This window comes from Propioniferax innocua (genome assembly GCF_006716235.1).
Lineage (GTDB): Bacteria > Actinomycetota > Actinomycetes > Propionibacteriales > Propionibacteriaceae > Propioniferax > Propioniferax innocua.
Map to the genome: position 1 here is coordinate 792301 of NZ_VFOR01000002.1, position 24240 is coordinate 816540.

A 24240-nucleotide genomic window follows, 5' to 3' on the forward strand; every position below is an offset into this window, starting at 1 on the left:
ACTCCGCGCAGACTGCTGCCGGGACGTGACCCCAATGCCGTCGGGATGGAACTGCAGGCATGCTCCACCTTTCAGGACGGCAACTGGACACGGACAGCGACAGTCTAGGCCCCATCTCTTATTCCGGACCAATCGACATCGGACACGAGTTCACTTAGGTAAACCTAAGTTCATACCGTGGTCTGATGCAACCCCCGTCGGCATCGCCGTTTCCGGGTACGCTCGATCGGTGCTCACCGACCAACCCGTACATCTCCACGCCCGTTCCGCGCGCATCGACGACCCCGGATCCCTGATCGATCTGCTTCCGGGAGACCAGTTCGACACCGCCTTCCTCCGGCTCGGCGATGGGTTCGTGGGCAGCGGTCGCGTGACGGGCCTCGCCTGCCGAACCCCGCAGGAGGCCGACGCCTGGTGGTCCCGCCTGACCTTCGAGCACACCATCGACGAGGACTTCGATGGTCGACTGGGCCCCGAAGGCTCCCCGAGGGTCATCACACCCCCAGGCGTCATGGCGTTCGGACATTTCGTGTTCGATCCCGAACGAAGCCACAGCGACGCGGTGCTCCAGGTGCCCGAATGGGTGGTGGGACGCCGTGACGGCGTCACCTGGGTCACGCAGATCTCCACCGAGCCCATCACCGCCCCTCCGAAGGCGCCGACGCCCGTGCCGGTCCGCCGCCACCCCGGCACGGTCACCTACGCCGATGGGTCCCTTTCGGCCATCGAGTGGGAGCGTCGCGTGCACATGGCGATCGAGCGCATTCGGGCAGGAGAGCTGGAGAAGGCCGTGTTGGCCCGCGAGATGGTCGCCACCGGCTCGGAGGGCATCGACGCACGACATCTCGCGGCGAACCTCGCCACGTCCTACCACCGTTGCTGGACGGCGATGGTCGACCGATGGGTCGGCGCCTCACCGGAGATGCTGGTGCGTCGACGCGACGGCCTGGTGACCTCGCGGGTCCTGGCCGGAACCATCCAACGCACCAGTGAGGCCGACGCCGACCGGGCGCTGGCCACCCACCTGGCGCGCTCGTCAAAGGATCTCGGGGAACACGAGTACGCCGTGGCGTCGGTGGCTGAAGCACTCGAGCCATGGTGCTCGGGCATGAACGTGCCCGATGCCCCCTACGTCCTCGAGCTGCCCAATGTGTTCCACCTGGCCTCCGACGTCACCGGCGTCGCCAAGCAAGGCGCGACCTCACTGGGCCTTGCCGCGGCATTGCACCCCTCGGCCGCGGTGTGCGGAACCCCCACCGGTCTCGCACGCGACCTCATCGCGGAGGTCGAGGGACTCGACCGTGGGCGTTATGCCGCCCCCATCGGATGGATCGACTCCAGCGGCGACGGCGAATGGGCCATTGCGCTGCGTGGAGGCCGGATCGACGGTGACCGGGCGCACCTCTACGCGGGCTGCGGCATCGTGGCCGATTCGGTACCTGCAGACGAGCTGGCCGAATCCAACGCCAAGCTCATCCCGATGCGTGAGGCCCTGGAGGGGTGAGGCCCCCACGCCGGCCCACCGCCATCACAGCGGCGTGAGCCAGCCCCATTCGTCGGCGAGTTCCCCAGCCACCGCGCGCAGGTGCTGGTGGAGGTCGGCGATGGTCTCCTTCACTGATCCGGCAGGCCCCTCGTCCTGCACCAGGTACTGCACCGAGACCTCCCGGCTCGGGGCGTCCTCGATCGTCAGCGCGACGACCCCCGGATGGACCTGCCCCAGCACGGTGAGTGCGGGCCGCATGGCGACCCCGATGCCCTGACGCACGAGGGCGACCGTCAATCCCGGGTCGTCGGAGGAGACGCTGATCTGCGGATGGAACCCGCGTCGCAGACAGTTCTCCACCAATTCTTGGCGGCAGTGGGGACACCCGCCGACGAACGAAGACTCCGCGGCTTCCTCCAGAGCGATCGATTCACGTCCGGCCAGGGGGTGGTCCTCCGCGACGAGGAGGACGTTCTGCTCACGCAGGATGGCCAGGTCCTCCACGCCCTTGCGCGTGATGGTGCGCTCCTCGAAAGTGATGAGCGCATCGCACTGACCCGAGCGCAGCAGGCCGAAGTCGGCAGGCGGTTCGGTGTCCAGGACGCGGACCTCGAGGCGCGGCTCGGCGGTGACCATCCGCCCCAGGGCCGTGGGCAGCAGGACGGCGTTGGCGCTGGGGAAGGCCCCCAGGCTCAGGCTGATCGCCTCATCACGACGCGCGGACTCCCGGACGCGGTCGCGGACGTCGTGCCAGGCGGAGAGCGTCGATTCGGCGTGGGCCTGAAGTGTCTTGCCGGCGGCGGTGAGCTCGACGCGACCGCCCTCACGGGTGAAGAGCTCCACTCCCATGATGCGTTCCAACGACTTCATCTGTTGGCTCACGGTCGGCTGGCTGAATTCGAGTCGGCGCGCAGCTGCCGAGATGCTCCCAGCGTTGACCACGGTGAGGAAGACCTCGAGAAGCTTGGTGTCCATGCTGCGAGTGTAAGTGCAGGAGCCGGGAATGGCAGCCGACGCGGGCCGCGATCAGCGTCCGCGCTTCTGTTTGGCCTCCGCCAACAGTCGCTGCTGTTCCTCCTGCTGCTCCTGCAGACGATCCATGGTGATGTGCCCCTGCACCAGCAGGAAGGCGATGCCAGCGATCGCCGCCGACACCATCCACGGCAGGTTGAACACCAGCGGCGCGGTGATGAGGACGACGACCTCGATACCGGCCACGAGGTTCATCGCGAGTCCTGGCGGCAGCGCGCCCATGGGGGTGTACATCTGCGGGGTCCCGTAGTCGACCGGACGACAGGTGACCCAGCGCGTCGCCGCGATGACGCCCGCCGCACCGATCAGGAGGGCCACCACGACCGCCTCGAACAACGGCCGATTCACCACCATCGCGGGGATGGCCGCCACCGACCACATGCCAGCGACGACGGCCGGTACCCGCATGGAGGCCTTGCGCAGAGCCGGGGTGTCGAACGGGAAGCAGCGGGCCAGACCCTTGGTGCGGCTGAGCACCCGCATGCCGTTCATCAGCGGCACGAGGGTGACGAAGAGTGCCAGCGCGGAGACCGTCGGCGCGAAGGCGCCGAACCCGAGCGCATTCATCGCGTAGGGCACCACGAGGACCGCGATCGGGCCGACCAGCAGTTGTGGGCGACGCTGGAGACGCTGCCAGTCACGTCCCTCCAATGCGTCGAGTCCGGTGCGTTGACCGCGCGTGGGACGCACCTGGCCGCGCTCCAGTTCACGACGCTCGATGATCATGTCCCGAATCAGGCCGAAGTCCATGGCGAACGCTGCACCGGCCATGCCGCTGACGAGCTCACCGCCGGCCACCAGGTGACTCCGCCGAATGTTGTTGAGGCGCCCCACAGCCACCAGGGAGCTGAGCGCGAGCACCGCACCCGAGGCAGCCGCCACGATCCACGCCAACTGCAGCTCTTCCTGCGACGAGAGCGGCATCGTGGCCCATCCGGAGGCCACCGCCACGACCATGAGGAAACCCGCGAGCGCCAGAGCCCCCAACAGCCACACCGCCAGACGTGTCACCCATTCACGCTGCAGCCCCTGCTCGATGGCCGATCCCGCCACCACGGCACCCGACGCCAGCCCACAGGCAGCGGCCCAACCACCGATCTGCGCTGCCCCGGTGCCGGTGAGCGTCGCCACCAGAGCACCCAGCACCGCGCCCACCACGACGGCTCCGCCGATCGCGATCAGGGTGCGTCGCAGCAGCAGGCGTCGCCGATCCAACGGCGCCTCGAACAGCCAGAACCCCTCGGCGGCCGACGCCACCACGGGCCCGAACAGTCGGCTCACCGATGCGGCCATGGCACCGACGGTGGCGAGCATCGCCCAGGGCAGCAGGAGCCGGGCCGTGGTGCAGGATTCGGAGGTGCAGGCGGCCGACTGGCTCTGCGCATCGACCAGGACGGTCACGAGCATCGCGCCGAACATCAGTGCCGCCAGAACCGCCACATAGCCGTCCGACAGCACCTCGCCCAGCGTCCGCGTGGCGCGGCCCTTACGCCAGTCGGAGATGAGAAGACGCAGTTCCCTCTCGAGCGTCATCGACGACGCCCCCCACGCTTCTTGCCTGCGCTCTTCTTCTTGGGCGCTTGCTTCTTGGGCGCTTGCTTCTTGGGCGAGGAATCCGGGCGTGAATGTGCCTGCAGGACCGGCGGCGGGTCGGTCTCGGCCTCACCGGGATCGGGCTCTTCGTCGCCGATGCGCACGGTTCGGGTGGCCACGGCCTCGATGAGGCGGGGTTCGTGGCTGGCGAACACGACGGCGAGGCCCTCGGTGACCTCACGCGCCAGTCGCTCTCCCAGCCACGCGACACCGTCGACGTCGAGACGCTGCTCGGGCTCATCCAGCACCAGAAGCTTGCGAGGGCGGACGAAGGCGGTCGCGAGGGCGAGGCGACGCCGCTGTCCGGAGGAAAGGGTGCCGGGAAGCTGGCCCGACTGCGGAACCAGACCGACCTCCTCCAACACCTCGTCGACCAGTTCGTCCGGCTCCTCGACGCCATGGGCGCGGGCCAGGAGGTCGAGGTGCTCGACGACACTGAGATCTGGGAAGAAGTCGAGGTCGTCGATGACGGTGGCGAGGTCGCGTCGGATGGCCATGGAGGATTCGGAGTACCTTTCACCGCCGATCTCGACGGTTCCGTCGGTGGGTTTGTCCGCACCCACCAGACACCGCAGAACCGTGGACTTTCCCGCGCCGTTGCGACCGACCAGAGCCACGGCTTCACCGGAACGAACGGTGAGGTCGAAGTCATCGATGATGGCCTTGTCCCCGAACCTGCGGGACAGCCCCGACACCTTCAACACCACTTCACGTTTCGCCATGGGGTCGATTGTCACCCACGGCACCAATGGCCGTCATATCGCCGGAGCGCTGAACCGCCGCGGCTCGGAAGCTGTCGGGGCTCGGTGGCAGGATGGTCCTGTGACTGATCGAGAAGAATTCCGCGCAACGCTGGCCAAACGCCGCGCCGATGTGGCCCAGATGTTCGACGGAGTGGCCCAGCGCTACGACCTCATGAACAGCCTCATGACGATGGGCCAGGACCAGCAGTGGCGTCAGGAAGTGGTCGACGCCGTGGCCCCGCGGCCCGGCGAGCGCATCCTCGATCTGGCCGCCGGCACCGGAACCTCCTCACGACCCTTCGCCGACGCCGGCGCCACCGTTGTGCCGGCTGACCTCTCCCTCGGCATGTTGCGCGTCGGCAAGAGCCGTCAGCCCGATCTCTCCTTCGTCAACGCCGATGGCCTGCAACTGCCATTCGCCGACGCATCCTTCGACTGCACCACCATCTCCTACGGGCTGCGCAACGTCGAGCACACCGCGGCCGCCCTGGAGGAACTCCGGCGCGTCACCAAGCCCGGTGGACGTGTGATCATCTGTGAGTTCTCCACGCCCACCTGGGCGCCCTTCGCCACCGTGTACAAGGGCTATCTGCTGACTGCCCTGCCCACCCTGGGCAAGGTCTTCTCGTCGAATGCCACTGCCTACACCTATCTGGCCGATTCGATCCGCGCGTGGCCGACCCAGCCCGAACTGGCAGAGCTGATGCGCGGAGCCGGGTGGCGTGACGTGGCGTGGCGCAATCTCTCCAGCGGGATCGTGGCCCTGCACCGGGGCGTGCGTTGATGGATTTCACACTCGACGCCTACGCCGCGCGCACCTGTGCGGTGAAGACGCAGCACCTGTTCACGCCGGGGTTGACGCCGGGGCCCGTCGACGAATCACTGCAGGACTCCTTCCACGGCGGTATCGATCATGTGGCCCATGTGGCCGAACTTCTCCTGGCCGGCCACCACGACATCGTCGATCTGCGTGAGACGCCCCGTGGCGAGGCGGAGTCAGCATGCGCCGATGCGATGGACGCGGGTGTCGCGGTGATCATGGGCGGGGAGCTCCAGCCCGATCCGGCCGGGCATCGCCGCGGGCGCGTGAACGTGCTGGTTCGGGCCGAGAACGCCAACACCTCGGGGCCGGCCGCCTATCGCCCGGTTCTGGTGAAGCCACGGCGGATCATGGAGCGTCGGGTCTCGGGCCGGGAGAACGTGTGGGAGGTTCCCTACAGCCCCCTGCATGACCTGGCGCACGAGCCCGGACGCGTCGCCGAGAACCGAGCGCTGCGCCGACACGAGAACGACTTCATCCAGGTCGCACACCTGTACCGACTGCTCGAGACCCATGGTCGGGTGGCGCCGGGCGCTCGCGTGGCGGGGATCATCGGAACCGACGAGGTGCCCGGCGTCGAAGGCCCGGTGGTGACGTGGGTGGATCTCGACGAACCGTTCCTGAAGACCTTCTCCCGCAGCGAACCCACCGGCCGCAAGAGCCGCAGCCCGCTGGAGCGTCATGACCATGAGCACGCGTTCCGTGTACAGGTTGCCAAGAATGCTCTGGGCGGCGGCGAGCCACTGGTCGAGCCGGTGCGCATCCGCGAATGTGACTGGTGTCCGTGGTGGCGCACGTGCGAACCGATCCTGGGCCCCAACGACCTTTCGGCCCGGATCGACACCGCCCCCTTGGACGTGCGCGAGATCCGAACGCTGCGGGCGATGGGGATCCGCACCATCGATGATCTCGCCGGGACCGATCTGGAGTCCCTGCTCCCCAAATACCTTCCCGAGGTCACGCACCGCAGCCAAGCCGATTCACGTCTGCGCAATGCGGCGAGACGTGCACGCATGCTCCGCGACGGCATCGAACTGGAACGGACCACCGAGGGCCCGATTCCCATCGACCGCGCCGACCTCGAGATCGACTTCGATCTCGAAACCTATGACGACCGCGCCTATCTGTGGGGCTTCCTCGTCCATGATCGACGCTCCGGCGAACGCCCCTACTACAAAGCGTTCACCTCTTGGACGCCCATGGATGATGCGGCGGAGCTCGCACTCGCGTCCGAAGCGCTGGAGTGGCTACGCGACATCAGCACGACAGCACGCACCCGCGTCTACCATTACTCGTCCTATGAGACGCGCCATGTGGGCCAACTGGTAGGCTCCGGGGGAACACCACATCTGGACTGGGTTCTGCCGTGGGTGCATGAGCATTTCGTGGACCTCTACACGAGCGTCAAGAACAACTTCTTCGGCTGTCATGGTCTCGGGTTGAAGGTCGTGGCACAGCTCGGCGCAGATTTCCACTGGCGTGACGCCGAACCCGACGGGCTGAAGTCTCTTCAGTGGTACGAGGAGGCCGTCGGCGCCGAGACCGCAGCCGAGCGCGCAGCCGCACAGCGTCGCCTCCTCGAATACAACGAGGACGACGTGCGCGCCACCCACCATCTGCGTGCGTGGCTGGACGCTTCGGCCTGAATCGGCCGGTCAGGCCTTCTCGGCGAACTCCTCCACCGCTGCCATCGCGCGCGGCCCGTAGACGGTGGCCGGGCCACCGTTCATGAGGATCGCCACACCGATGGCCTCCGCAGCCTCCTGCGGCGTGGCGCCCGCCCGGATGACACCACGCGCGTGCGAGGCGATGCAGCCGTCACACTGCTTGCTGACGCCGATGGCCAGGGCGATGAGCTCCTTGGTCTTGGTGTCGAGCTCTCCTGGCGCGACGGCGGCCTTCGACATCTGCGCGAATCCCGCATAGACATCGGGGATGCGTTCGCGCAGGGACCGCGTGTGGGGCTTGATGTCGTCGAGAACGTCCTGGCCGTGGTTGTGCTTCTCCATCGGATCTCCTCACGTCGTCGTGGCGTCGGCCCTCATTCTCTCAGGGTCTCATCGGCTTTTTTCTCAGAGTCTCATCGGCCGGGGCAGGTGCCCATCGCTCACATCTGTCACGGAAGTCCTGCCCGGCCCACCTCTTGGGCGAGAGCGTTGATCTCGGCGTCCAGTTCACGTCGGTCGTGTCGGGGAATGGTGACTTCGACGATCTGCATTCCCTCGATCGGCGCGGCCAGCGCACTCCGCAGGGAGGCCGGATCCTCGGCCCGGTGGAAGGTGGCGCCCACTGCTCGGGCGAGGGACTCGATACCGAGCGTCAACGGGGTGGCGAAGACCCGCTCGAAATAGGTCGCATGGGCATTTGAACCCTGTTCGAGAGTGTGGAAGATCGAACCACCACTGTCATTGGCCACCACGATGCGCACGCCCGGGCGGTCCTCCAAGGGGCCGGTGAGCAGGCCCGTGAGGTCGTGGGCGAAGGAGATGTCACCGATCAGCAGGGTCGCCGAGCCGGTCTCGGACGCCACACCACCGGCCGTGGCGATCAGACCGTCGATCCCTGCGAGCCCGCGGTTCGCCCACATCCGTGGCGACACAGCCGGGACCGGCGCGATGTCGAGGTCACGGGCCGGGCTCGACGAGCCCATGATCAGATCGCCGTGTCCCACCGCTTCCACCACCGTCGCCGCAAGCTTCGGGCCACCCCAGCGTTCGGCCAGCAGTGCGTCGACGCCCGTCGCCAACTCCGCGTCCACAGCCTTCCACTGCGCGTTCCACGACTGCTCGGCGGCAGACAGCTGAGCGGGCGCGGGCAGCACGATGTCACCACAGACCAACGCCGCCCGTGCCGGAACGGTGTCACTGTCACCGACCTGGATGACCTCCACATCGTCACGGGCCAGCAGAGCCTGCTGCGGCCGCGACAACGTCGGATGCCCGAACACCACGACCCTCTCGATCTCCTCGGCCAACCCGGTACGCAGTAGCAGCCGGGGGAACCGCAGGGCATCACCGGCGCGGGCATTGCTGGAGGGTTCTGCCAGCAACGGGTATCCCTCCGCAGCACGACGCGCTCGCTCCCCCACCGTGGGCGTCGCGTCACCGGCGATCACGACCGTCCTCGGCCCGGCAGGCAGTTCGACAGGACGTGCCAGGGGCGCCACCACCTGACGCTGGAATTGACGCCGGGACGTTCCCGCGGGAACGTCCCGGGCGTCGTGGAGCGTTCCCGCGGGAACGTTTTCGTCGCTTCCAGAGGGTCGGCATCGAGCAGCGGCATCGGTCTTCGTGCGGGCCGGGGCGTCGTCACCTTCGCCGTCAGCAGTGACCAACGGGGCCGAGAACCGCACATTCAGATGAACCGGCCCTGCAGGCCCCATCGTTCCTCGTGCCGCCAGGGTCAGCCTCGCGGCCTGATGCCGCACCGATGCCGACGAGGCCACCTGGTCGCTGAGGCCGGCGTCGGCCCGAACGAAGCCGGTGAAGATACCGGGCTGTCGAGTGGTCTGGTTGGCGCCGGTGTCGAGATCGGTCTCGGGCCGATCCGCCGACAGCACCATGATCGGAACCTGCGCATGATGCGCTTCCATGATCGACGGGAGGAGGTTGCCGACGGCTGTTCCCGAGGTGGTCACCACCCCCACCGGCTCTCCTGACGCTTTCGCCTGCCCCAACGCCCAGAAACCTGCCCCCCGTTCATCGATCCGCATCGTCAATCGCACACGCCCCGCGGCAGCCGCATCGGCCAGAGCCAACAGCAGCGGCGCGTTGCGCGACCCCGGGGCTGCCACGAACCGTGTCACTCCATGATCGACCAATGCGTCGATGAGCTGCCGGCCCAGCCTGGGGCTGCTGGGGCCTTCGGCGGTGTCTCCGGACGCGAAGGGCGCATCGGCACTGGCGTTCATGTATCCATTCCCCCGTCGTAGCGGCGTTCGGTCTCGGCGAGGCGGGCCTGCCACATCCTGATCACGGTGTCGTCCGCCCGTGCGGCTTCGAGCAGAGCCGATTCGGGCACCGGTCGCGCCGTCACCGGGATCGCCCCGTTCTCGGCTCGCAGCGATGAGGACACCAGGTCGGCGTCCAGCAGGTCGATGGTGTTCAGGCCGCAGGCGAAGGGCAGCTCCGGCAGCGCGGCGGCCAGGGCGATGCCGGCGGCGAGCCCGATCGAGGTCTCCAAGGCGCTCGAGACCACCACCGGCATGTCCAGCAGCTCAGCCAGGTCGAGGCAGCGTCGCACACCCCCCAGAGGCTGCACCTTCAACACGGCCACGTCGGCGGCCTCCAAGGCCTTGACCTTTTCCGGGTCGCCGGAGCGTCGGATCGATTCATCCGCGGCGATGGGGACATCCACGTGTTGCTGCGCCAGGCGACGTCGTAGCTCAGCCAGCTCCTCGGTGGTCGCGACCGGCTGCTCGGCGTATTCGAGGTCGAACCGAGCCAGGCGAGTGAGCCGCTCGACCGCGGTGTCCACATCCCAGGCGCCATTGGCGTCGATGCGGATGCGTCCGCGAGCCCCCAGAGCGTCACGGACGGCGGCGATGCGGGCCTCGTCCTCGGCCTTTGACGCCCGATGGTCGGCGACCTTGATCTTCGCCGTGCCACACCCCGACGTCGCTGCACGTTCGGCGGCGGCCTCCGGGTCGATGACCGGAATGGTGCAGTTGACCGGAACGCGGTCCCGAACCGGTGCGGGCCACCCGTCCTGAGCCGCTTCGCGGGCCGCCGCGAGCCAGGGCACGATCTCGTCCCCCGAGTAATCCAGGAAGGGCGACCACTCCGCCCACCCCGCCGGCCCCTGCCACACCATGGCCTGGCGCCGGGTGATGCCACGGAAACGAACACGCATGGGGATGTCGACGACCACGGGCTGCATGCGCCCACACTAGCCGCGCATTAAGGTGGGCGAGTGGATCGGAGGCGGCTGGAACGCGAATGTGCACGGGTGTCCGAGGCTTTGGGCGGCGGGCCGCGATGGGTGTCCCCGGGCAGCGACTTCCATCCCGAAGACCTCGCCTCCGCCCCTGACGATGCGGCTTTCGTCGTGGCCACATCCGGGTCCACGGGCCGCCCCAAAGGGGTCATGCTCACCGCCGATGCCGTCCGGGCCGGGGCGGTCGCCACCTGTGAACGCATCGGCGACGGCGACTGGGCGCTCGCACTCCCCATCGATTTCGTCGCTGGCCTCATGGTGGTGGCCCGCGCGGTGGTCACCGAATCGCGGGTGACGTGGGTCGGTTCCGACCTGGCCGATCTGGATCCGGAGGAACCCACCCATCTGTCCCTGGTGCCCACGCAACTGAACCGAGCCCTGGAATCTCCCGAGACCACTCGGCGTCTCGCCGCATGCGCCACCGTGCTGCTGGGTGGGGCACCGGCCTCACGCGAGACGCTGGCCCGAGCCCACGACGCCGGCATCGAGGTGGTCACCACCTATGGGATGTCCGAAACCAGCGGTGGATGTGTCTACAACGGTGTGCCCCTGCCCGGCGTGGACGTGACACTCGACACCGATGACCGCATCGAGCTCACCGGCCCCATGATGTTCTCCGGCTATCTGGGTGACCCCCGACGCACCTCCGAGGTCCTGCACAGACCCACATCGGCAGGGACGGGCTCTGGAATCAGAACGGTGCGAACGCAGGACCGTGGCATCTGGGCCGACGGACGCCTCCGCGTGCTCGGCCGGATCGACGACGTGGTCATCAGTGGCGGGGTGAATGTGGATCTGGCCGCCGTCACCCGCGCTGCGGCGTCCCTGCCCGGCGATCACAGTGCCTTCGGCATCGACGATCCCGAGTGGGGTACACGCGTCGTGCTCGCCACCACCGGCACCATCACCCTGGAGCAGGCCCGGAAACAGCTGGCCGCCGACCTCCCGCCGGCGGCGCTGCCCCGCGGGCTCGTTCGTCTCGATTCGCTTCCCCTCACCGATCGCGGCAAGATCGACCGTCGCGCCCTGCCCCTGCTGTGGCGCACACATATCGAGAGGGAGGAGCGCTGATGGCCACCGCCGCCGATTGGGTCGAGGGAGCACGTCTGCGCACCCTCCCCGCCGCCTTCTCCCCCGTGATCGCCGGTGCAGGCATCGCTTCCTTCTTCGGTGGCTTCCAGCTGGTGATGTCCCTGCTGGCCCTGGTGGTCTCGCTGGCGCTGCAGGTCGGCGTCAACTTCGCCAACGACTATTCCGACGGCATCCGGGGCACCGATGACGCCGGCCGCGTCGGCCCGATGCGGCTGGTCGGTTCCGGCGCTGCACCCCCCACGACGGTCAAACGGGCTGCATTCGGTTGTTTCGGCCTCGCCGCAGTGGCCGGGCTTGTGTTGATCGCACTCAGTGGCCACTGGTGGCTGATCGTGGTCGGTGTGCTGTCCGTGGTGGCGGCTTGGTACTACACCGGTGGAACGAACCCCTACGGCTACCTCGGGCTGGGTGAGGTGTTCGTGTTCGTGTTCTTCGGACTCGTCGCCGTGGGCGGCACGGTCTATGTCCAGCTCGATGCCGTCCCCATGCCCGGATGGTGGGCCGCCTGCGCGATCGGGTTCCTCGCCGCCGCGATCCTGGTGGCCAACAACCTTCGTGACATCGACGGTGATGTTCTGGTCGGCAAGCGCACCCTTGCCACCAGGCTCGGGGACAACGGCACCCGCATGTTCCTGACGCTCCTTATGCTCGTCGCCTCGTTGACCGTGGTGGGGGTCGCGATGACCTCGACCATATGGGCGCTGCTGGGGCTGGTGTTCCTCCCGATCGTCACTCCCTCGATGGTGCGGGTGATGCGCGGTGTGCAAGGGCTCAGACTGATCGGGGTTCTGAAGGCCATCGGGATCGGCGAACTCGCCTGTGCGGTGGGCCTCGCGGTCGGCCTCATCCTCGGCTGAACCCGATCAGCGCAGGCCCCGGAGAAAATCCTCATCATCATCGGGCGCAGCCGGGAAGCGTACGTCTTGAGCTTCACGGCGGGAATCGTCGGTCGGGCGGCCGAGGAACAACCAGAGCAACGAGCCGACGAGCGGCAGAGCGATCACAGCAACAGCCCACAACCATTTGGGGGCGTGACGCACCTCGTCCGCGTCCGCCTGCGCCACCTCGACGATGCAATAGATCATCAGCATCACGGTGATGATGACCGGAAGTGCGCGGATCATGCCCGAAGTATAGGAGGCGGGGCCAAGCCCGGGATGGCTCCTGCGATACCCCACCCTCACACCGCCTTGCTCCCAACAGCGGTAGCGTGCTGTTCAAAGCGTCGAGCGACGCCGATGTCATACGCCCAATGTGATGGCATCGACACTTGCGACAGCAGGGAGAAGTGATGCAGGACGAAGAGCTCTTCAACGCGTTGAGCAAGGCGACCGTGATGGACTCCGAAGGGCGCAAGATCGGCCCGGTCGACCAGCTCTATCTCGACGACGAGACGCAGCAGCCGAGCTGGGTCACAGCACGTGTCGGCATCTTCGGCTCCGCCGTGGCCTTCATCCCGTTCGACGGCGCGAAGCACGACGCCGAGAACAATCAGCTCCAGGTTCCCTGGACAAAGTCATTTGTGAAGAACGCCCCGTCCCTCGGACCGGATCAGCATCTCGATCCCGAGGACGAGGTCCAGCTCAAGGACTACTACCAACTCCCCCAGAACACCGGGCAGCCCCAGAACACCGGGCAGCCCCAGGGCGCCGGGCAGCCCCAGTCCCCTGACCAGCAGATGGGACAGCAGCAGCCCGGACACCAGGCGATGGACGGGTCGGCGGCTCCGCAGGGGCAGCCGTTCGCACAGAACGCACCGCGCTCGAGCGATGAGCAGACCCCGAGCCAACAGGGCCAGGGCCTGCAGCATCAGCAGGGGCCCGGATTCGGGCGTCCTCCCGCCCCCGAGCAGGGACACGATGACGGACCGGGCTTCGGAAATGCCGCAGGAGCCGGTGCCGCCGGTGCAGCGGGTATGGGTGCCGCCGGTGTCGCGGCCGCAGCAGCACATGGGCACGGCAACCAGAGCTCCGATGGAAACCACGGCCAGACCGGGCCGGGCACCGAACATCAGACACCGGGACACCAGACACCGGGACACCAGGGCTTCGATCAGCTGGGCCAGAACCAGCAGGCACCGGGTCAGCAGGGCCAGGACGTCACGATGCCTGCGCCCGGCCGCTCCGCCGGCGAGATGCCCGCCGAGGGCTCGGAGGAAGCCCCCGCGCCGTCGCGTGCTGCCCGCTCTGCAGGCCCCGTGCCGGAGGACGGTCCGGTCGAGGACGACGCCCCGACGCAGGTGAACGATTCGGCGCCGAGCCCCTTCGCCCGTCAGGCCGCACCTGAACAAGCCGCACCTGAACGACAGGCACCTCAGCAGCCCGCACCCCAGACCCCCGCACCTCAGACCCCCGCACCTCAGGCCCCCGCACCGGAGACGGCAGCGACGCAGGGACCGACACGGAGTATGGGGCATTTCGGGACGCACGACGCCAGTGATGCGTACGACGATGATCCGTACGACGATCCCGCCCCGGCTCGTGCCGCCGAATCCACCCCGGCGGCTGAAACGCCCCCGGAGCCCGCGACTCCGCCTGCCCCTGCCGCGCCGGCGGCACCTCACTCCCAGCCCCAACCCGAACAGCCCCAACCCGAACAGCCCCAGCAGGAGAGCCCACGCAAGGAGCCCGCTTTCGGTCAACGTCAAAGTGGCTTCGGCGGTTCATCCGCAGGTCAGTTCGGTTCGTCCGATCAGGGCTTCGGGCGTCGCCCGGATGAGGGTTTCGGACGGCCACGTGGCGAGGGTTTCGGGCAACAGTGACCTGCATCTGACGACCTGAGCAAACGAGCAGGACAGCTCTGATGGACAGGGTCTGACGCGAGGCGTCAGGCCCTGTTCGCGTCCAGCTCTTCGGATTCCACCGATTCCTCATCGGGTTCGGGCACCGATTCGGGGTTTCGGCGGCGTCGCCCGAGCACGGCGGCAGCGAGAAGCACTGCGGCACTGCTGAACGCCAACATGCCGGCGACGACGTTGTTCGACAGCGTGTAGAGGTCCTCGAACTCACCGCCCTCGGGATTGTCCCCGTTGGGCAACTTCAGGTGGAATTCGTAGCTGGCCCAGATCACCGCGCCCACGAGGATGAATTGCACCCAGCGCGGCATCGGTGTGTCCAAGGCGATCTGCCGCATCACGATCAGCAAGGCCGGGATGAGCCACACGTAGTAGTAGTTCCATGCCACCGGCGAGAAGAACACCGTGGCGATACCGCACAGGCTGAGACCGATCCAGTGACGCCCGGCCCGGTACCAACGCCACGCCGCGAAGAACCCGATGGCGCCGACGCCCAGGGAGACGAGCGTCAAGACGCTCTCGGCACCCTCCCCGACGAAACGCTGCAGCCCGATCACCAGCGACACGTAGTGCACACCCACACCCTCGATGTCCTGGTTGAGTTGTCCGTGCAGCAGCATCCCCGCATATTCGAGCGTTGCCTTCGGCGCGAGGACTGCACCAAGCAGGGTCATGGCCACACCTGTGATCACCGCGTTGCGTACCGGACGCCATTGCCGCTGCAGCAGGAGCAGAACCAGGAACAGCCCCGGGATGATCTTGATCGCGGTCACGAATCCGGTGAGGACGCCGTGGGGCAGCAGGTGTGTCCGTCCAGCGGCCCACGACCACCCGCGTTTCTCGGCCAGGTCTTGGAAGACGGTGCGGCCCGGAGCGAGGTCGAGGAAGACCAGCGCCACCATGAGGCCCTGGATGTTGCCCATCATGAAGTCGGCGCTGAACGAGCCCATGAGCAGCATCAGCGCGGTGAGGACGAAGGGCCCGCGCCAGCCGCGCAGTCCGATGCGGTACATGACCAACAGCCACAGCGTCACTTTGATGGCCATCCACACCACCTGGGACGCCACGGGCCACGGCACGGTCGGCAGGGCCAGGAACGCCGCGATCGGCGGATACAGGTACGGCCACTCCTGGGGGGCGTACGGACTCAGCCCGGCGGCGACGTTGTTGGCAGCCACGATGTAGACGTTGAAGTCCGGCATCAGGGCGACCCAGGGATTCCAGGGGTTGGACCGCGGGTAGAAGAACGTTCCGGCCAGGAAGTAGGCGGCCAGGAACGGCATCAGCACGATCGGCCAAGTGCAGAACCGTCCCACCGGCCGGAGCGACGGCACCTCCAGCATCTCGATCACGTGCAGCACGAGCCACCACAGGATCAGAACCGTCAACGGGGTCGTGGTGGTCAGACTGGTCGCGTAGACCTCCTCGGGAAGCCGACGCCACACCTCGAGCACACCGATGAGCAGCAGTGCCGCCGCGGGCACCCGGCTCCCCCTTCCGGGCTCCCGGCTGAACAGCAGCGCTGCCAGCGGCAGCAACAACAGCGATCCGGCGGGCCAGGCGGCCCAGAAGAAAGCGGCGACGCCCGCAGCGGCCAGCGCAGACTCGAAGCGTTCACGGCGAACCGCCAGAACGACGAGCGCGGCGGCGAGTCCCCACACGAGCGCCAACAGCGCCACGGTGGCCCACCGCGTCTCGATGCCGAGGTTGTGGACGAGCACCGATGCGAACGGCTGGTGATCAACCATCTCCTCATCGAATGCGAGGCGGTTGAGCTGGTGGTATCTCCAGAACGCCCAGGTCTCCCGTGGGGACAGCAGAACTGCGGGCAGGTTCGCGACGCCGAATCCTGCGGCAGCGCGCCACAGCGTCGACCAGCGGTTCTGGATCAGCCCGGGAAGAGCGAACAGCGCGAAGATGGGTGACGCCGCCACTGCGGCGCCCCCGAGGAAGCCAGACCAGCGTCGGGTGGTGGCATGGCGCGCGAGGGTCGCATCGGCCACGGCCATGGTCGTGAGGACCAGCAGCCAGTCACCGCGTTCCAGGACCTCCAGTGCCGAGGCCGAGGCCAGGAACGCCACAGCAACCAGACCCATCGCCCAACCGCGGACGCCCAGCAGACGCACCAGAAGCACCGCGCAGGCTCCGCTGAGTGCGAGTATCACGAACGCGGCGGCCTGTGGGGCGAGGAGGGTCAGCGGTGTGCTCGCTGCGATGACCGGTGTCGAGAGGTCGATGGCCGGCAGCGGGAACGCCTCTCCTGCAAGCATGCGTCGTGCTGCGTGCAGGACATGGCCCAGCACATACGGCTGCGGGTTCCACGTGTCCACCGGGTTCGCGCGGCTGACCGCGACGAACATCGCCAGAGCCACACCTGCCACCCACAGCACCCAAGGTGGGGTCCAGCCCCTGGTACGGGGATCGACGTCGAGCAGCCAACGGGCCGCACGACGCAGGGCGGTGGGCGGCGTGAGCATGCCTAGCATCGTGCCATGCCCGAGCCGTGACGGGTTCCGAGCACGCCGCAGAACCCGTCACCGGACCGGGTCAGTTCCCTTTCCCGACGGCTCCGACGCCATCGTCCGAGTCGCTGTCAGAGCCCGAGGTCTCCGGCATCTCGGTGAGGTCGACACCCACCTCATCCTCGACCTTCTCGGCACGCTCCAGCTCGGTGCGGTGATAGCTGTGCAACTCGGGGGCGGAGACGATCCTGCCCTCCCCTGTGGTGTAGGTGGGGTCGTGCTCCACCTCCGGGGTGTCGTAGGCGTCATCGTCGCCGGCCTCGCGTCGCCTGGACGCCTCCTCGGGGGCCAGCACCTGACGCCACCGCTTGGTCTCCAGCGGCAGGAGCTCACCGGCGTCCTCACGCAAGGCGCGCATGATCGCCCAGATCATCACGTAGCCGAGCACGAAGAACGGCAGACCGACCACGGTGATGACGTTCTGCAACGCGCTCAGTCCCTGTTCACCGGTGGCAGTGAGGACGACGGCCGCGATGGCACCCACCGACAGCACCCAGATGGCGCGCTGGTGCAGGGGCGTCAGATAGGCGTCATCGTCATAGCCGCGACCCATGGCGTCCAGCACGAGCGCGGCCGAGTCCATGGAGGTGACGAAGAACGTGGCCACCAGCAGGATCGCGAACCCCGACATGAACGTCGCCGCCGGGTAGTGGGACAGGAACGCGAACAGCGAACCGGGGATGTTTTCATCTTCCACGACGGCCTTCACCAGGCCCCCGTTGGTCCATTCGATCTGGAAGGACGCCATCCCGAAGATGCCGAACCAGATGACCGAGAAGGTCACCGGTGCGGCGAGGACGCCGAACACGAACTCACGGATGCTGCGTCCACGGGAGATCTTGGCGATGAAGATGCCGACGAAGGGCGACCAGGTGATCGTCCAAGCCCAGTAGAAGACGGTCCAGCCGTCCTGCCACCCGGTGTTGCCGAAGGTGTCATTCCAGAACATCAACCCCGGCAACGTATCCATGTAGATACCGACCGACTCGACGGTGCCCTTGAGCAGGGTCAGCGTGGGGCCGAACACCACCACGAACACCAACAGTGAGACCGCGGCGACGATGTTGGCGTTGGACAGCAACTTCACGCCCTTGTCGAGGCCACGCGACACCGAGATGAACGCCACGAGCGTCACCACCGCGATGATCAACACCTGCGACAGCGCGCTCTCGCTGATCCCGAACAGCTGGTTCATGCCCGAGTTGATCTGCAGCGTGCCGAGGCCGATGGAGACCGCGACACCGAAGATGGTGCCGACGATGGAACCGATGTCGATGGCCTTGCCGATGGGGCCGTGGATGCGGTCCTTCAACAGTGGGTAGAACAGCGAGCTCACGCGCGGCGGGAGGTTTCGCTTGTGGATGAAGTAGGCGAACGCCAGCGACGGCAACGCGAAGATCGTCCACGTGTGCAGGCCGAAGTGGTACAGGGTGAAGCCCATGGCTTCACGTGCGGCCTCGGGTGAACCGGGCTGCACATCCTGCATGGGCGGGTTGGCCATGTGGCTGATCGGTTCGGCCACACCCCAGAACATCAGGATCGTGCCGATGCCGGCTGCGAAGAGCATCGCGAACCAGGCGAGGAACGAATGCTCGGGGGCTTCGTCCTTGGGTGAGAGGCGGACGCGTCCGAAGCGCGTCATCGCCACGAAGATGAGAAAGATCAGGAACACCGATACACCGAGGATGTAGAACCATCCGAGGTTCGTCTTGATCCAGGTGGAGGCGTGGCCGAAGGCCAGCCCCACTCCATCGCCGAACATCAACGTCACGGCGACGAACAGGACGGTGAGCCCGATGGACCCGAAAAAGACCGTCGGTGAGGTGCGTAGGCGGAAGGCGTCATGCAGCTTCTCCAACATGGGCACTCACGTTACGCCCTGTCTGCACTCCTCGTGCAGCCCTCCACCCAGATATCCCCCGGAAAACCCTCAAGGCTCACGTGAGACTCAAGGTCTTCCTTGACCGTTTCGTGACCTTCGGATGAGCAGTGTCGTCCACCCGAGCAGAGGTGTGTCAGCCCCATCCGAGTTCGTGCAGCCTGGCGTCATCGATGCCGAAGTGATGCGCGATCTCGTGGATGACGGTGATGCGGATCTGCTCGACGGCCTCGGCTCGCGTCGAACACATCCGAAGGATCGGATTCCGAAAGATATAGATGCGGTCGGGAAGCACTCCCACATAGTGCGTATCCCGCTCTGTGAGGGGGATTCCCTCATAGAGACCCAACAGTGGAGGCATCCCCTCGGGCGCTTCCGGTTCGATGAACAGCAGGCAGTTCTCGACGTGCTCGAGGAGCCGTTCAGGGAGCTCATCGAGGGCATCGTTCACCGCCTCCTCGAAGTCCTCTTCGCTCATCTGCACAGGCATGTGGTGAACCTACCCCGAGCCCAAAAGCACACCGATGTGATTCGGGCCGTGTGCTCGATGTGGTGACCCGAGGAAGGGTTGCCCCCGGCTTCGGGGCTCTGGTTCAGTCCTTTGCGGGTCGTAGCCGGGAAGCTCGGCCCACCGGTGAGGTTTGGGAAGACCTCACCATGACGGGCCCTCGGGCTCGACCGGGTCTACGTGCACATGACGAGGCCCGGAATGTCAGTCGGTGGCAAGGGGAAGGCCACCGAAGGATCAACCGACCCCTCCAGCAGGGGTCGTGCAGGAGGTTCCGTGAGCTTTTCGCATCACGTGAAGTCAACCGGCCGGATGAGCCTTGGGATCGGCGTGCTCGTCGCGGGCAGCACGCTCGCCGGCGTCGCCGCCAGTGGCTCCGCCCATGCCGATCCATACCAGATCACCGCCACCGACAGCGTCAACGTGCGTAGCGCACCCGGGCTTGAGGGCGAGGTGGTCGGCACCTTCGGTGGTGGCCAGCGCGTCGAGTCCGCGGGCGAAGAACAGAACGGCTGGTTGCCGGTCCGTTTCATGGGCGACACCGCGTACATCTCCACCGATTACGTGAAGACCACACCCCGTCCGGGTCAGGGCGGAGTAACCGATGCCGAAGAGCAGTCCGGCGCCGGCGAGCAGTCCGGCAACACCGGCACCGCGTACACCACCACCGAGCTCAATGTGCGGTCCGGGCCCGGTCTCCAGAGCGGCGTGGTCACCACGCTGTCCCGGGGTACGCAGGTGACCACCACCGGGCAGGTCCGGGATGGCTACACCGAGATCGAGCATGCAGGCGGATCGGCGTGGGTATCGTCGCGTTACCTGGGTGACGAGCCGACCGAACAGCCCTCGCCACAGGCCCCCGAGGAGCAGGCATCCGAGGCACCTGAGTCCGCATCGCCACAGGGCCCGGAGGCCGAGGCGCTGCCGAAGGCCAGCGGGACGAAGTTCGCCACCGCCGCCCTCGACATCCGCACCTCATCGGGCGCGGATTCGACCACTGTCACCGAAGTCGCCAAGGGCACCGAGCTCGAGGTCACCGGCGTCGAGGAGAACGGCCGCGCTCAGGTGATCCATGACGGCGCCGTGCGCTGGGTCACCGCTCAGTACCTCAGCGATGCCGCACCGTCGGATGAGGCCGAGACCGTGCCGGCGTCGAACGCCGGTTCGTCAGGTGGAGTCACCCTGCCGGGTCTGCAGCCCACGACCGCGAGCATCCTCACCGATGCTCAGCAGCGCTACCCACAGATCCAGACGTACCACGGTGTTCGCCCCGACCCGATCCCCGATCACCCGAGCGGCCGCGCTCTGGACCTGATGATCCCCGACTGGAGCAACAACAACGCCCTGGGCTGGGAGATCGCGAACTACTACCGCGCGAATGCGGCGCAGTTCGACGTGAAGTACATCATCTTCGATCAGCAGATCTGGTCGGTCGCCCGCGACGGTGAAGGCTGGCGTCAGATGGGTGATCGTGGCTCACACACCGCCAACCACCTCGATCACGTCCACATCTCGGTCAACTGACCGCTGCCCGGCAACTCGGCCCCGACCTCGGAAGGCGTCCGCGCCCACGGAGTCGGGGCCGACGGGCGATTTGGCCGCAGGCCACTTGGTCCGTCTATAGTTGCTGGGTCTGGTCCCCATCGTCTAGCGGCCTAGGACACCGCCCTTTCAAGGCGGCAGCGCGGGTTCGAATCCCGTTGGGGATGCCACTGTTCTGAGCCGCATCATCGTCACACGGTGATGCGGCTCAGGTGTATGTGCTCCTCGAATGCAGGTGGGTCACACGACCAATCGGAGAACCTGCATGGTCACCCCGCTGTCATCTCCCTGATCCGACGCCGGCGCACCCACACCGGTGCGACGACCAAACCCCGACGCACCAACTGTCTTGCCGCCCACAGCGCCAACAACAGACAGACCATGACCGCAACGAGCGTCGACTCCGCCCCGAATGCGCCACCGGAGAGGATCTCCGGCCCATGCACCGAGGTGTCCAGCCAGCCTCCCTCCATCGCTCCACTCACCGTGACCCCAAGGACCGGTCCCTGGACCACGTTCCATGCGGCGTGCACCCCGATGACGACCCACAGCGACCGCGTCAGGGCATACAGCAGCGCGAACAACAGCCCGGCCTCGAGCATGATCGCAACACCCCCGAGCACCGTCCCGTCCGGGTTTCCGATGTGCACGAAACCGAAGAACGCCGCAGAGAGCAGCATGGCCAGCCAGGTGCCGAGGTACTCCTCCGACAACCGGAACAGGATCCAGCGGAACACGATCTCCTCGAAGATGCCGGCCTGCACACCGAGCAGCAGGATCGCGCCCACATAGTCATACCCCGTGGTGGTGCCCTCCACGCGGTATCCGCCGAGCGCCATGATGATGCCGAAGATCACGAGCATCATGGCCGTTCCCAACATCAAACCGGCCCCGAGCCCTCCGATTCGTGCAGGATCGAACTCGACGGGCCGGGGCCGCCGCTCGAGCACCATCGAGCCGAGAAGCAGCACGGCGATGGCCGGCCCCACGGTCATCGCCGCCGCCACCGAGGATCGTTCCAGCAGGTCGGGGCCGCCCACGACGGAGGCCACCACGGCGGATGACCCGACCAGCACCACCAGCACGACCATGTAGACGAGGAGCCGAAACCACGGCTGACGCCACCACGAGCGACGCTGCCCGGGTCGGTTGACGCCGGGAACATCCATCGGCAGACCTATGCCCGGACGCAGCCCGGGCCCCCAGAACCAATGCCGCGGCGCACTGTGACCTGCGAGATCGGCCTCCGGGACCTCGCCACCGGCCTGCTGTATGACCATGCACCAAAGATATTCCCGCCCCTGGGCTGCGGGACCAGGTGATCTCATCGGTGTCCATCGATCTCATCACCGATCAGACCTTGGCAGATCGTGCCTCCGAACATTCCACAGATGAGAGGAATCCGGCCCGACTCGGTAGCCTGAGCGGGTGGAGATTGGACTGGTGAGCGAGGCCCCCGACGCGCCTCCTCGACGCATCAAGCCAGAACCGCCCCCGGAACCCCCCCGTGGGCCCCTCGGCCGTCTCCGCGCCTACCCCGGGCGTTTCGGCTCACTGTTGTTGCTGTCACTCCCAATCATCGTGATCGCAGCCCTCGCGTGGCGGCGACGCTGGATCAGCGACGACGGCTGGATCAACATGCGCGTCCTCCAGCAGTGGGACGCCGGAAACGGGCCGGTCTTCAACGCCGGCGAACGCGTCGAGGTCGGCACCAGCACCCTGTGGCTCTGGACCCTGCGTGGCGTCGGCCTCATCTTTCCCGACGCCACCCACAGTCAGATCTCGATCATCCTGGGCATCGCGTTCATGGTCGGCGCCTTCACCTTGGCGACGGTGGCCGCGTCGCATCTGGCCCGCACCGGTGAGTACCGCATCACGGCGCTCCTCCCTCTCGGGACCGTGGTCTGGGTGGCTCTTCCCCCCATGTGGGACTTCACCACCAGCGGCCTGGAGACCAGCTTGAATCTGTTCTGGATGGCCCTGTGCTTCCACCTGCTGGTCGCACGACTGAACCGTCCCCGACACCGGCAGGAGGGCGCCTTCTGGCCCATCTGGCCGGCTCTGATCATCGGGCTCGGCTGGCTGGTGCGCCCCGATTCCGCCCTTTTCTCGGCCTTCTTCGCGCTGGCACTGCTGCTGCAGAGCAAGGTGTCGGTCCTTTCGTGGCTGGGAGCTCTCGGTCTCGCGTTACCCATTCCGGTGGGCTATCAGATCTGGCGCATGGGTTACTACGCCGCACTGGTGCCCAACACGGCGCTGGCGAAATCTGCGGGTGCGGCCAACATCGATGCTGGTCTCTACTACTTCCAGGACTTCATCGGGCTGTACGCGGTGTGGTTCCCCGTCACCATCGGGCTGTTCGTCGTGATCGACCGGCTGCGTCACACCGCGCGCCTCCGCGATGTGGGTCGCATGGCCGTGCTGCTGGCGCCCGTCGTGGCAGGGCTGCTGCATGGTGCCTACATCATCCGCGTCGGCGGCGATTTCATGCACGGACGCTTCCTGCTGCCGGCGACCTTCGCCGTCCTGCTGCCGGTGGCCTGCATCGGACTGAGCAACGAACGCCGTGGCGTCCTGGCCGCAGCAACCGCACTACTGCTGGGCTGGGCCATGGTCGCCGCCGGCGTGACGACCCGCTATGACACATCGATCGACCTCGTCGGCCGCAACACCGGCCGCCCCACCTTGGAGGGTATCGCCAACGAACGCACATTCTGGGTGAACTCGACGCGACACCACCGTGCCATCACACTGCAGGATTGGCGTGGCTCCTACCCCGCCCAGACCGGGCTGCTCGCCCGAATGGACGCCGAGCGTCACCGCACCTACTACCAGGAGCATGATTCCGGTGAACGCTACGAGACGGCCACCGGCGTCGGCGTCATCGTCAGCCACAACAACATGGGGATCACCAGCATGTTCGCAGGGCCCCGCGTGAAGGTGCTCGACCAGCTGGCCCTGGCCGACGCGGTGACCGCACGCACTCGACCAGACGAGGTGACCGACTCGGCGCAACGCACCGGCCACGCTCCCCGCAACCCTGCCTGGCGTCTCGCCCGCTACGCCGCACCTGATCCCGAGGAGGACCTCGAGGTCACCGACGCCCGCGCTGCCTTGCAATGTGGTGACCTTGCGGCACTGCAGGCGGCGATCACCGAACCCATGACACAGGAACGGTTCTGGCAGAACGTGGAGCAGAGCGGACGGCTGACTTTCCTGCAGTATCCGGAGAACCCCACCGAGGCACGCATGCAGCTGTGCGGGTGGACGCCACCGCAGCGTCACTGACGCTGA

General features: G+C 67.0%; 18 protein-coding genes, 1 tRNA gene and 1 pseudogene. 9 read left to right on the top strand and 11 right to left on the bottom strand.

Annotated features, from left to right (window positions below):
- The first annotated feature begins 229 nt into the window (after positions 1-229).
- Positions 230-1504, top strand: a complete 1275-nt coding sequence (locus FB460_RS10435) for an isochorismate synthase (protein WP_246044364.1) — start codon at positions 230-232, stop codon at positions 1502-1504.
- A 24-nt stretch (positions 1505-1528) separates the two neighbouring features.
- On the opposite strand, the gene FB460_RS10440 is transcribed toward FB460_RS10435, so the two are convergent.
- From FB460_RS10440 to FB460_RS10450, 3 genes and pseudogenes are all read right to left on the bottom strand, one after another.
- The gene (locus tag FB460_RS10440) at positions 1529-2461 is read right to left on the bottom strand and encodes a LysR family transcriptional regulator (protein WP_142094060.1); all 933 of its coding nucleotides are present in this window, start codon (positions 2459-2461) and stop codon (positions 1529-1531) included.
- A gap of 51 nt (positions 2462-2512) precedes the next feature.
- Positions 2513-4051 carry a DUF6297 family protein gene (locus FB460_RS10445; protein ID WP_142094061.1) on the bottom strand — a complete coding sequence of 513 codons (1539 nt, stop codon included), beginning with the start codon at positions 4049-4051 and terminating at the stop codon, positions 2513-2515.
- A gap of 152 nt (positions 4052-4203) precedes the next feature.
- Positions 4204-4833, bottom strand: a pseudogene (locus FB460_RS10450) (ABC transporter ATP-binding protein); the annotation flags it as partial.
- Between the two features lie 100 nt (positions 4834-4933).
- Here FB460_RS10450 and FB460_RS10455 point away from each other — a divergent pair.
- Positions 4934-5638: a demethylmenaquinone methyltransferase gene (locus tag FB460_RS10455; protein WP_281281838.1), complete on the top strand. Its 705-nt coding sequence runs from the start codon at positions 4934-4936 to the stop codon at positions 5636-5638.
- Positions 5638-7320: a TM0106 family RecB-like putative nuclease gene (locus tag FB460_RS10460; protein WP_142094064.1), complete on the top strand. Its 1683-nt coding sequence runs from the start codon at positions 5638-5640 to the stop codon at positions 7318-7320. The genes FB460_RS10455 and FB460_RS10460 overlap by 1 nt, the downstream gene beginning before the upstream one ends.
- Positions 7321-7329: 9 nt before the next feature.
- Here FB460_RS10460 and FB460_RS10465 read toward each other — a convergent pair whose 3' ends face one another.
- The 3 genes from FB460_RS10465 to FB460_RS10475 form a co-directional block, all read right to left on the bottom strand.
- A complete protein-coding gene (locus FB460_RS10465) occupies positions 7330-7683 on the bottom strand; it encodes a carboxymuconolactone decarboxylase family protein (protein WP_142094065.1) in 354 nt (117 codons plus the stop codon).
- A 107-nt stretch (positions 7684-7790) separates the two neighbouring features.
- Positions 7791-9584, bottom strand: coding sequence for a 2-succinyl-5-enolpyruvyl-6-hydroxy-3-cyclohexene-1-carboxylic-acid synthase (gene menD / locus FB460_RS10470; RefSeq protein WP_142094066.1), 1794 nt, complete (start codon positions 9582-9584; stop codon positions 7791-7793).
- Positions 9581-10552, bottom strand: a complete 972-nt coding sequence (locus FB460_RS10475; RefSeq protein WP_142094067.1) for an o-succinylbenzoate synthase — start codon at positions 10550-10552, stop codon at positions 9581-9583. Before FB460_RS10475 ends, menD begins: the two co-directional genes overlap by 4 nt.
- A 69-nt stretch (positions 10553-10621) precedes the next feature.
- Here FB460_RS10475 and FB460_RS10480 point away from each other — a divergent pair, with 69 nt between their 5' ends.
- Positions 10622-11680 carry an AMP-binding protein gene (locus FB460_RS10480; protein ID WP_170210051.1) on the top strand — a complete coding sequence of 353 codons (1059 nt, stop codon included), beginning with the start codon at positions 10622-10624 and terminating at the stop codon, positions 11678-11680.
- Positions 11680-12558, top strand: coding sequence for a 1,4-dihydroxy-2-naphthoate polyprenyltransferase (locus FB460_RS10485; RefSeq protein ID WP_142094069.1), 879 nt, complete (start codon positions 11680-11682; stop codon positions 12556-12558). The genes FB460_RS10480 and FB460_RS10485 overlap by 1 nt, the downstream gene beginning before the upstream one ends.
- A gap of 6 nt (positions 12559-12564) precedes the next feature.
- Here the strand turns inward: FB460_RS10485 and FB460_RS10490 are convergent, their stop codons facing one another.
- On the bottom strand, positions 12565-12825 hold the full coding sequence (locus FB460_RS10490) for a PLD nuclease N-terminal domain-containing protein (RefSeq protein WP_142094070.1): 261 nt from the start codon (positions 12823-12825) through the stop codon (positions 12565-12567).
- Between the two features lie 167 nt (positions 12826-12992).
- On the opposite strand from FB460_RS10490, the gene FB460_RS10495 reads away from it, so the two are divergent.
- Positions 12993-14462, top strand: coding sequence for a PRC-barrel domain-containing protein (locus FB460_RS10495; RefSeq protein WP_142094071.1), 1470 nt, complete (start codon positions 12993-12995; stop codon positions 14460-14462).
- 65 nt (positions 14463-14527) lie between these two features.
- Here the strand turns inward: FB460_RS10495 and FB460_RS10500 are convergent, their stop codons facing one another.
- The 3 genes from FB460_RS10500 to FB460_RS10510 all read right to left on the bottom strand — a co-directional run bounded on the left by FB460_RS10500 (position 14528) and on the right by FB460_RS10510 (position 19386).
- A complete protein-coding gene (locus tag FB460_RS10500) occupies positions 14528-16972 on the bottom strand; it encodes a glycosyltransferase family 87 protein (protein WP_170210052.1) in 2445 nt (814 codons plus the stop codon).
- Positions 16973-17042: 70 nt separating this feature from the next.
- On the bottom strand, positions 17043-18878 hold the full coding sequence (locus FB460_RS10505; protein ID WP_142094073.1) for a BCCT family transporter: 1836 nt from the start codon (positions 18876-18878) through the stop codon (positions 17043-17045).
- Between the two features lie 154 nt (positions 18879-19032).
- On the bottom strand, positions 19033-19386 hold the full coding sequence (locus FB460_RS10510; RefSeq protein ID WP_142094074.1) for a metallopeptidase family protein: 354 nt from the start codon (positions 19384-19386) through the stop codon (positions 19033-19035).
- A 294-nt stretch (positions 19387-19680) separates the two neighbouring features.
- On the opposite strand from FB460_RS10510, the gene FB460_RS10515 reads away from it, so the two are divergent.
- Positions 19681-20928 carry an SH3 domain-containing protein gene (locus FB460_RS10515; RefSeq protein ID WP_170210053.1) on the top strand — a complete coding sequence of 416 codons (1248 nt, stop codon included), beginning with the start codon at positions 19681-19683 and terminating at the stop codon, positions 20926-20928.
- A gap of 112 nt (positions 20929-21040) precedes the next feature.
- Positions 21041-21116: transfer RNA gene (locus FB460_RS10520), tRNA-Glu, on the top strand.
- Positions 21117-21215: 99 nt separating this feature from the next.
- On the opposite strand, the gene FB460_RS10525 is transcribed toward FB460_RS10520, so the two are convergent.
- Positions 21216-22226 (bottom strand): CPBP family intramembrane glutamic endopeptidase, encoded by a 1011-nt coding sequence (locus FB460_RS10525; protein ID WP_170210054.1) that lies wholly within the window; start codon positions 22224-22226, stop codon positions 21216-21218.
- Positions 22227-22374: 148 nt separating this feature from the next.
- Between FB460_RS10525 and FB460_RS10530 the strand changes: the two genes are divergently transcribed.
- Positions 22375-24234 carry an arabinofuranosyltransferase AftB family protein gene (locus tag FB460_RS10530; RefSeq protein ID WP_142094077.1) on the top strand — a complete coding sequence of 620 codons (1860 nt, stop codon included), beginning with the start codon at positions 22375-22377 and terminating at the stop codon, positions 24232-24234.
- Positions 24235-24240: the final 6 nt, after the last annotated feature.